Genomic DNA, 8,049 nt, shown 5'->3' on the forward strand with positions numbered 1-8,049 from the left:
CACTGCCGGCAGAAAGACCCAGGAAGACACCCCATGACAGACCAGCTGCGCGCCGCGGCCGGTGGCGACGTCCGCCTCACCGGCATCGGCAAGACCTACGGCTCCTTCACCGCCGTCCACCCGCTCGACCTGACCGTGCCCCAGGGCTCCTTCTTCGCCCTGCTCGGCGCCTCCGGCTGCGGCAAGACCACCACCCTGCGCATGATCGCCGGCCTGGAGGAGCCCACCAGCGGCACCGTCCTGATCGGCGGCCAGGACGTCACCGCGCTGCCCCCGTACAAGCGCCCGGTCAACACCGTCTTCCAGAGCTACGCGCTCTTCCCGCACCTGGACATCTTCGAGAACGTCGCCTTCGGCCTGCGCCGGCGCGGCAAGAAGGACGTGAAGAAGCAGGTCGAGTCGATGCTGGAACTGGTCGAGCTCGGCCAGTACGCCCGGCGCAAGCCGCACCAGCTCTCCGGCGGCCAGCAGCAGCGCGTCGCGGTCGCCCGCGCCCTGATCAACCACCCCCAGGTGCTGCTGCTGGACGAGCCGCTCGGCGCCCTCGACCTCAAGCTGCGCCGCCAGATGCAGCTGGAGCTCAAGCGGATCCAGACCGAGGTCGGCATCACCTTCGTGCACGTCACCCACGACCAGGAGGAGGCCATGACGATGGCCGACACCATCGCGGTGATGAACGGCGGCCGGGTCGAGCAGCTCGGCGCGCCCGCCGACCTGTACGAGAACCCTGGCACCACCTTCGTGGCCAACTTCCTCGGCCAGTCCAACCTGCTCCCCGCCGAGGTCACCGGCGGCGCGGGCGAGGACCTGCTGCTCACCGTGGCCGGCACCCGGCTCGCGGTGCCGAGGGCGCGCTGCGCCACCGAGGCCAAGCTGGTCCACCTGGGCGTGCGCCCGGAGAAGATCACCATCAGCCACGCCTCCGAGCCGGTCGCCGAGGGCCGCAACCGGCTCGCCGGCACGGTGCTCGACTCCAGCTTCATCGGCGTCTCCACCCAGTACGTGGTGCGCACCGACGGCGGCCAGGAGGTCACCGTCTTCGAGCAGAACATGGAGCGCGACGCCCGGATCGTCCCCGGCGCCCCCGTGCAGCTGCACTGGAACCCGGCGCACTCCTTCGCCCTGGACGCCGCGCAGGCGATCGACGCGGGCACCGCGGAGGAGGCCGCATGACCACCACCACCCCGGCGGCCGCCCCCCGGGCCACGCCTCCGGACCGCAGTCCGCTCGGCGAACCCGCGCCGAAGCCGAGGCGCAAGCTCACCCCGTACTGGCTGCTGCTGCCCGGCATCGCCTGGCTGGTCGTCTTCTTCGCCGTGCCGATGGTCTACCAGGCGTCCACCTCGCTGCAGACCGGCTCGCTGGAGGCGGGCTTCAAGGTCACCTGGCACGTCTCCACCTACTGGGACGCCCTGGTCGAGTACAAGTGGCACTTCGTCCGCTCGTTCTCCTACGCGGCCATCGCCACCGTGCTCTGCCTGGCCATCGGCTACCCGCTGGCGTACACCATCGCCTTCAAGGCGAGCCGGCGCTGGCGCAACGTCATCCTGATCCTGGTCATCGCGCCGTTCTTCACCAGCTTCCTGATCCGCACGCTGGCCTGGAAGACCATCCTGTCCGACGGCGGACCGGTGGTCGGCGCGCTCAACACCCTGCACGTCCTGGACCTCACCAACGCCGTCGGGCTCACCTCCGGCGACCGGGTGCTCGCCACCCCGCTGGCCGTGGTCTGCGGCCTCACCTACAACTTCCTGCCGTTCATGATCCTCCCGCTGTACACCTCGCTGGAGCGGATCGACCCCCGGCTGCACGAGGCGGCCGGCGACCTGTACGCCCGGCCGTTCACCACCTTCCGCAAGGTCACCTTCCCGATCTCGCTGCCGGGCGTGGTCGCGGGCACCCTGCTCACCTTCATCCCCGCCTCCGGCGACTACATCAACGCCCAGCTGCTCGGCTCGCCGAGCGAGCAGATGGTCGGCAACGGCATCCAGAAGCAGTTCCTGAACGTGCTCGACTACCCCACGGCGGCAGCGCTGAGCTTCATCCTGATGGCCCTGATCCTGGGCATGGTGACGGTCTACATGCGCAAGGCCGGGACGGAGGAACTGGTCTGATGTCCCGCATCCTGAAGTGGGTCCGCGCCCACCTGGTGGTCCTGGCCGGCCTGCTGGCCCTGGCCTACCTGGTGCTGCCCAACCTGGTCGTGCTGGCCTTCTCGTTCAACAAGCCGGTCGGCAAGTTCAACTACGAGTGGAACGAGTTCTCCACCGACGCCTGGACCAACCCCTGCGGCGTGGCCGACATGTGCCAGTCGCTCTCGCTCAGCCTGCAGATCGCGGTGCTCGCCACCATCGGTGCCACCGTGCTCGGCACCATGGTCGCCTTCGCGCTGGCCCGCTACCGCTTCCGCGGCCGCTCGGCCACCACCGCGATGATCTTCCTGCCGATGGCCATGCCCGAAGTCGTCATGGCCGCCTCGCTGGGGACGCTGTTCCTCAACATGCGCATCCCCTTCGGCTTCACCACCATCCTCATCGCCCACGTCATGTTCTGCCTGAGCTTCGTCGTGACGGCGGTCAAGGCTCGCGTGATGAGCATGGACCCGAGGCTCGAACAGGCCGCCCAGGACCTCTACGCGACCCCCGTCCAGACCTTCCTGCGGGTCACCCTCCCGCTGGCCGCCCCCGGCATCGCCGCCGGCGCGCTGCTCAGCTTCGCGCTCTCCTTCGACGACTTCATCATCACCCAGTTCAACTCGGGCCCGACCACGGTCACCTTCCCGATGTTCGTCTGGGGCGCCTCGCAGCGCGGCATCCCGGTGCAGGTGAACGTCATCGGCACCGCGATGTTCGCGGCCGCGGTCGCGCTGACCGTGGCCGGCCAGTGGCTCGGCAACCGCCGCAAGGCCACCGCCTGACGTACGGTCGGTCAGCGGTGGTACGTACCATCACCTATTCGTGGAAAGTGGCTGATAATGCATGGATTCCGCCCGCGCACTCAGTGACGCCAGGCCCACCCCCTTCTGGTTGGAGGATCCCGGCCGGCCCGAGGCGCTGCCCGCCCTGGTCGGCGACACCACCTGCGACCTGCTGGTCGTCGGCGGCGGCTACTCCGGACTGTGGACCGCGCTCATCGCCAAGGAGCGCGACCCCTCGCTGGACGTCGTCCTGGTCGAGGGCAACGAGGTCGGGTGGGCCGCCTCCGGGCGCAACGGCGGATTCTGTGCGGCCAGCCTCACCCACGGCTTCGGCAACGGCCTGGAGCGCTGGCCCTCCGAACTCGCCCAGCTGGAACGCCTCGGCGCCGCCAACCTGGACGGCATCGAGGCCACCCTCAAGCGCTACGGCATCGACGCCGAGTGGGAGCGCACCGGCGAGATCGACGTCGCCACCCAGCCGCACCAGGTCGAGGAACTGCACGAGGTCGCCGAGGCCGTCGCCCGCTACGGCTTCGACCTCACCGTCCTGGACGCCGACCAGCTGCGCGCCGAGGTGAACTCGCCGACCTTCCTCGGCGGCCTCTGGGACAAGGACGGGGTGGCGATGGTCCACCCCGCCAAGCTCGCCTGGGGCCTCAAGGAGGCCTGCCTGGGCCTGGGCGTCCGGATCTTCGAGCACACCCGGGCCACCGAGCTGCGCGAGCACGGCAGCGGCACGGCCGCCCGCACCCCGTACGGCCGGGTCTTCGCCCGCAGGGTCGCGCTCGGCACCAACGTCTTCCCGTCCCTGCTCAAGCGCGTCCGTCCGTACGTCGTCCCCGTGTACGACTACGCCCTGATGACCGAGCCGCTCAGCGACGAGCAGCTCGCCTCGATCGGCTGGCGCGGCCGGCAGGGGCTCGGCGACAGCGCCAACAAGTTCCACTACTTCCGGCTGTCCGCCGACAACCGGATCCTCTGGGGCGGCTACGACGCCGTCTACCACTACGGCGGCCACGTCCGGCACGAGTACGACCAGCGCCCGGAGACCTTCCGCACCCTGGCCAACCACTTCTTCCGCTGCTTCCCGCAGCTGGAGGGGCTGCGCTTCACCAACGCCTGGGGCGGCGCCATCGACACCTGCAGCCGGTTCTCGGCCTTCTTCGACACCGCCTACCGGGGCAAGGTCGCCTACGCCGTCGGCTACACCGGGCTCGGCGTCGGCGCCACCCGCTTCGGGGCCGAGGTGATGCTCGACCTGCTGGCCGGCGAGCGCACCGAGCGCACCTCGCTGGACATGGTGCGCTCCAAGCCGCTGCCGTTCCCGCCCGAACCGGTGCGCTGGGCCGGGATCGAGATCACCACCCGCTCGCTGGAGCACGCCGACCGCAACGGCGGCCACCGCAACCTCTGGCTGCGCACCCTCGACCGGATGGGGCTCGGCTTCGACAGCTGACCGCCACCGATCGGGGGTATCTCCCGCGACCCGTGTAAGAGGGACCCGCCGTCCGCCTCTCCTCGGTGACGGCGGGTCTCGCACTCCCGCCGCGTCCGACCGTAGGAAACGGCGAGGAGCGGGGACACGACATGGAGAGCACCGGACTGCACTGGCTCGCCCAGGTGGCAGCGGACCCGGAGGACTTCCGGGAGCAGTGGGAACGCACCGGGCTGGGCCTGGTCCTGCTACCGGCCGGGCGCCGCTGGGACGTCCTCGCCGTCCCCGGGCGGCTCGGGCGACCGGCACTGGACGTGCTGGACACCGGCTTCTGCGGCCCGGTCCTCACCGACTTCGGCGAGGAGCACGTCAGCTTCCTGGTGCCCGTCGGCACCGCCGCCCGCTGGGTCGGCACCGGGGTGCGCTGCGCGGGGGAGGGCACCTGGATCGTCGTCCCGCACCCCCGGCGCCGCAGCCGGGGCGTGCGCTGGCTGGTGCCGCCCGACGGGTCCGGGCGGCTCAACGACCCGGTGCTGCTGGAGCTGGCTCTGCACGAGGCGGCGGCCGGGCTCGGCGGCCGGTAGCGCGGGGGCCGGGGGCGCCGGGGGCGGTTCGCAGGCGGTGGGTGGCGGGTCGCGGGCGGGTCGCGGTGGCGAGCGCCGGTTCGCGGGCGCTTGGCGGGTGGCAGCGCGCGGGGCGGGTGCCCGGGCCAGACTGGAGGCGTGACCACCGCCCCGCACGCCGTCGACGCCTCCCTCCGGCCGGGCCCCGCCCAGCTGCGCCTGGCCGCCCTCGCCGAGCCCGTCTGCACCCGGTACGGGCTGGCGCTGGCCGGCGGGCACGCGCTGCGCGCCCACGGGGTCCCGGCCTGCCGGCAGGACGGACTCACCCTGGCCACCGGCGGCGCCGACCTGCCCGAGGTGGCCGCCGCACTGACCGGGGCGTACCGCGCGGCGGGCGGCGGGGTCGCCGAGCGGCCCGGCACGCCGCGGCTGGAACAGCTGACCGTACGGCTGGCGCTGGGCGGGCGGACCCACTCGGTGGAGCTGCGGAAGGAGCCGCTCGGCCACCGGCCGGTCCGGCTGGACTTCGGCGCCCCGGAGGCGGACGGGCCCCCGCTGGTGCTGCCGGTGGTGGCCCTGGAGGACGCGGCCGCCCTCACCACCGCGCTGCTGGTCGACCGGGGCATGCCGCGGGACCTGATCGACGTGCACGCCCTCACCCGCAACTACCGTGAAGGGGAACTGCTCGCCCTGGCCGCCGAGTTGGACCCGGACTTCCAGCCGAGCGGGCTCGCCGACCGGCTGGAGACGCTGGCCGAGGCGGCGGACGGCCGGTTCCGTGCCCGCGGTGTCGAGGCCGGCGCCGTGGACGGGCTCAAGCGGTGGGCGCTGGCCTGGGCGCAGGACCTGCGGTTGGACCTGCTGGAGACCCAGGAGGCGGCGGACGGGCTGCACGACCCGTACCTGGAGGACGAGGAGTCCTGAGCCGCCCGGGCCGTGGCCCCACCCGTTCGGCGCAGCGACCGGACGACCTGTAAGGCTGAATCCGCGATCCCCGTCAGCCTGTTCGTTGAGCCGCACTCCGGAGGCGACCAGACTGGGGGACGAGCGCGGTAGCCCCGTGAATTCCGTCGCCCGACCCTCTCGCGGGCGGCGCCAGACCGGACCGGTGGCAGGACGCCGCCCGGGACTTCGGAGGCAGACGGACTTGAGCAAGCACATCACCCACTGGATCGGCGGCCGGTCGGTCGCCACCGCCGGTGCGGCGCCCCGCCGCGGCGACATCTTCGACCCGGCCACCGGCCAGGTCGCCGGCCAGGTCGACTTCGCCGGGATCGCCGAGGTCGACCAGGCCGTGGCCGCCGCCGCCTCGGCCTTCGCCGAGTGGCGCACCGCCTCGGTGGCCCGGCGCAGCACGGTGCTCTTCGCCTTCCGCGAGCTGCTGAACGCCCGCCGGGACGAGCTCGCCGAGATCATCGTGTCCGAGCACGGCAAGGTGCACTCGGACGCGCTGGGCGAGATCGCCCGCGGCCTGGAGGTCGTCGAGTACGCCTGCGGCATCCCGCAGCTGGTCAAGGGCGGCTTCACCGAGCAGGCCTCCACCGGCATCGACGTCTACTCGATCCGCCAGCCGCTCGGCCCGGTCGCGATCATCTCGCCGTTCAACTTCCCGGCCATGGTGCCGATGTGGTTCTTCCCGATCGCCATCGCGGCCGGCAACACCGTCGTGGTGAAGCCCTCCGAGAAGGACCCGTCCGCGGCCAACTTCCTGGCCGGGCTGTGGAAGGAGGCCGGCCTGCCGGACGGCGTCTTCAACGTCGTGCACGGCGACAAGGTGGCCGTCGACCGCCTGCTGGAGCACCCGGACGTCAAGTCCGTCAGCTTCGTCGGCTCCACCCCGATCGCCCGCTACGTGTACGAGACCGGCACCCGCTACGGCAAGCGCGTCCAGGCCCTCGGCGGCGCCAAGAACCACATGCTGGTGCTGCCCGACGCCGACCTCGACCTCGCCGCCGACGCCGCCGTCAACGCCGGCTTCGGCGCGGCCGGCGAGCGCTGCATGGCGGTCTCCGTCCTGGTCGCCGTCGACCCGATCGGCGACGAGCTGGTCGACAAGATCAAGCAGCGGATCGCCACCCTGAAGGTCGGCCCCGGCTGCAACGGCGACTCCGAGATGGGCCCGCTGGTCACCGGCCAGCACCGTGACAAGGTCACCTCCTACGTGGAGTCCGGCCTCGCCGACGGCGCCGAGCTCGCCGTGGACGGCCGCAAGCACCCGGTCACCGCCGAGGACAGGAACGGCAGCCCGACCGCCGACGGCTTCTGGCTCGGCCCCACGCTGTTCGACCACGTGAAGCCCGGCATGTCCGTCTACAACGACGAGATCTTCGGCCCGGTCCTCTCCGTCGTGCGCGTCGCCTCCTACGACGAGGGCCTGGCGCTCATCAACGCCAACCCGTACGGCAACGGGACCGCCCTCTTCACCAACGACGGCGGCGCGGCCCGGCGCTTCCAGTTCGAGGTGGAGGTCGGCATGGTCGGCATCAACGTGCCGATCCCGGTGCCGGTCGCCTACTACTCCTTCGGCGGCTGGAAGGCCTCGCTGTTCGGCGACGCCCACGCGTACGGCCCGGACGGCGTCCAGTTCTTCACCCGGGGCAAGGCCGTGACCCAGCGCTGGCTGGACCCCTCGCACGGGGGCATCAACCTCGGCTTCCCCACCAACAGCTGAGCCCGCAGGGCTCGCCGAGCTCTCGCACCGGGCAGGCCGGACCCCTCTCCCCGGGGTCCGGCCTGCCCCCTTTTGCAGGCCGTTTGCATCCGGACTCAGATGCGCGTACAGTTCTTCGAGCTGCCCGACAGGGAGCACCGGACACGCATCGGCGCGGACGGTCCTGAGGCGGCCAATCCCTTGAAACACCACTTCCGGTTCGTGCCGGTCGTTTCGCTTTTACGCGTTTCGGCTCGGTGCTTATTCGGCGTGCGCTGTTTATCGGATTGCGGCCGGATTCGCTTTTCGGAGCGGGGATCGGCTAGAGTTTGAAACGTCGGACGGGGCGTCAAGCCGCAGAAGACACCGGCGAGTTGGATGACGAAGCCCCGGAAAACGGAGCGGAAAACATCTGGTAAGCTGGAAACACGAAAGAACGAAGCGCCCGGAGGGCCCGCTGGAAGGCGGTCCGAAGGAAGCGTCC

Annotated in this window: 7 protein-coding genes; all 7 read left to right on the forward strand. The window is 71.5% G+C overall.

Going from position 1 to position 8,049, the window contains the following annotated elements; all coding sequences use genetic code 11:
- Positions 1-33: 33 nt before the first annotated feature.
- The 7 genes from ACFY2K_RS03960 (at position 34) to ACFY2K_RS03990 (ending at position 7,586) form a co-directional block, all read left to right on the forward strand.
- Entirely contained in the window at positions 34-1,173 is a 1,140-nt protein-coding gene (locus ACFY2K_RS03960; RefSeq protein ID WP_380527441.1) for an ABC transporter ATP-binding protein, read from the forward strand.
- A complete protein-coding gene (locus ACFY2K_RS03965; RefSeq protein WP_375891814.1) occupies positions 1,170-2,114 on the forward strand; it encodes an ABC transporter permease in 945 nt (314 codons plus the stop codon). Before ACFY2K_RS03960 ends, ACFY2K_RS03965 begins: the two co-directional genes overlap by 4 nt.
- Positions 2,114-2,917: an ABC transporter permease gene (locus tag ACFY2K_RS03970; RefSeq protein WP_375891815.1), complete on the forward strand. Its 804-nt coding sequence runs from the start codon at positions 2,114-2,116 to the stop codon at positions 2,915-2,917. The genes ACFY2K_RS03965 and ACFY2K_RS03970 overlap by 1 nt, the downstream gene beginning before the upstream one ends.
- Before the next feature lie 61 nt (positions 2,918-2,978).
- Complete coding sequence (locus ACFY2K_RS03975) at positions 2,979-4,373, forward strand: NAD(P)/FAD-dependent oxidoreductase (RefSeq protein WP_380644668.1); 1,395 nt, start codon at positions 2,979-2,981, stop codon at positions 4,371-4,373.
- Positions 4,374-4,504: 131 nt separating this feature from the next.
- Positions 4,505-4,936 carry a hypothetical protein gene (locus ACFY2K_RS03980; protein ID WP_375891818.1) on the forward strand — a complete coding sequence of 144 codons (432 nt, stop codon included), beginning with the start codon at positions 4,505-4,507 and terminating at the stop codon, positions 4,934-4,936.
- Positions 4,937-5,074: 138 nt separating this feature from the next.
- Positions 5,075-5,839: a nucleotidyl transferase AbiEii/AbiGii toxin family protein gene (locus ACFY2K_RS03985; RefSeq protein ID WP_375891819.1), complete on the forward strand. Its 765-nt coding sequence runs from the start codon at positions 5,075-5,077 to the stop codon at positions 5,837-5,839.
- A 223-nt stretch (positions 5,840-6,062) separates the two neighbouring features.
- Positions 6,063-7,586, forward strand: a complete 1,524-nt coding sequence (locus ACFY2K_RS03990) for a CoA-acylating methylmalonate-semialdehyde dehydrogenase (protein WP_375891820.1) — start codon at positions 6,063-6,065, stop codon at positions 7,584-7,586.
- Positions 7,587-8,049: the final 463 nt, after the last annotated feature.

Source organism: Kitasatospora sp. NPDC001309 (assembly GCF_042896295.1).
GTDB lineage: Bacteria > Actinomycetota > Actinomycetes > Streptomycetales > Streptomycetaceae > Kitasatospora.

Coding starts and splice junctions, on each gene's coding strand:
- ACFY2K_RS03960 (WP_380527441.1), top strand. CDS start 34: ATGACAGACCAGCTGCGCGCCGCGGCCGGTGGCGACGTCCGCCTCACC.
- ACFY2K_RS03965 (WP_375891814.1), top strand. CDS start 1,170: ATGACCACCACCACCCCGGCGGCCGCCCCCCGGGCCACGCCTCCGGAC.
- ACFY2K_RS03970 (WP_375891815.1), top strand. CDS start 2,114: ATGTCCCGCATCCTGAAGTGGGTCCGCGCCCACCTGGTGGTCCTGGCC.
- ACFY2K_RS03975 (WP_380644668.1), top strand. CDS start 2,979: ATGGATTCCGCCCGCGCACTCAGTGACGCCAGGCCCACCCCCTTCTGG.
- ACFY2K_RS03980 (WP_375891818.1), top strand. CDS start 4,505: ATGGAGAGCACCGGACTGCACTGGCTCGCCCAGGTGGCAGCGGACCCG.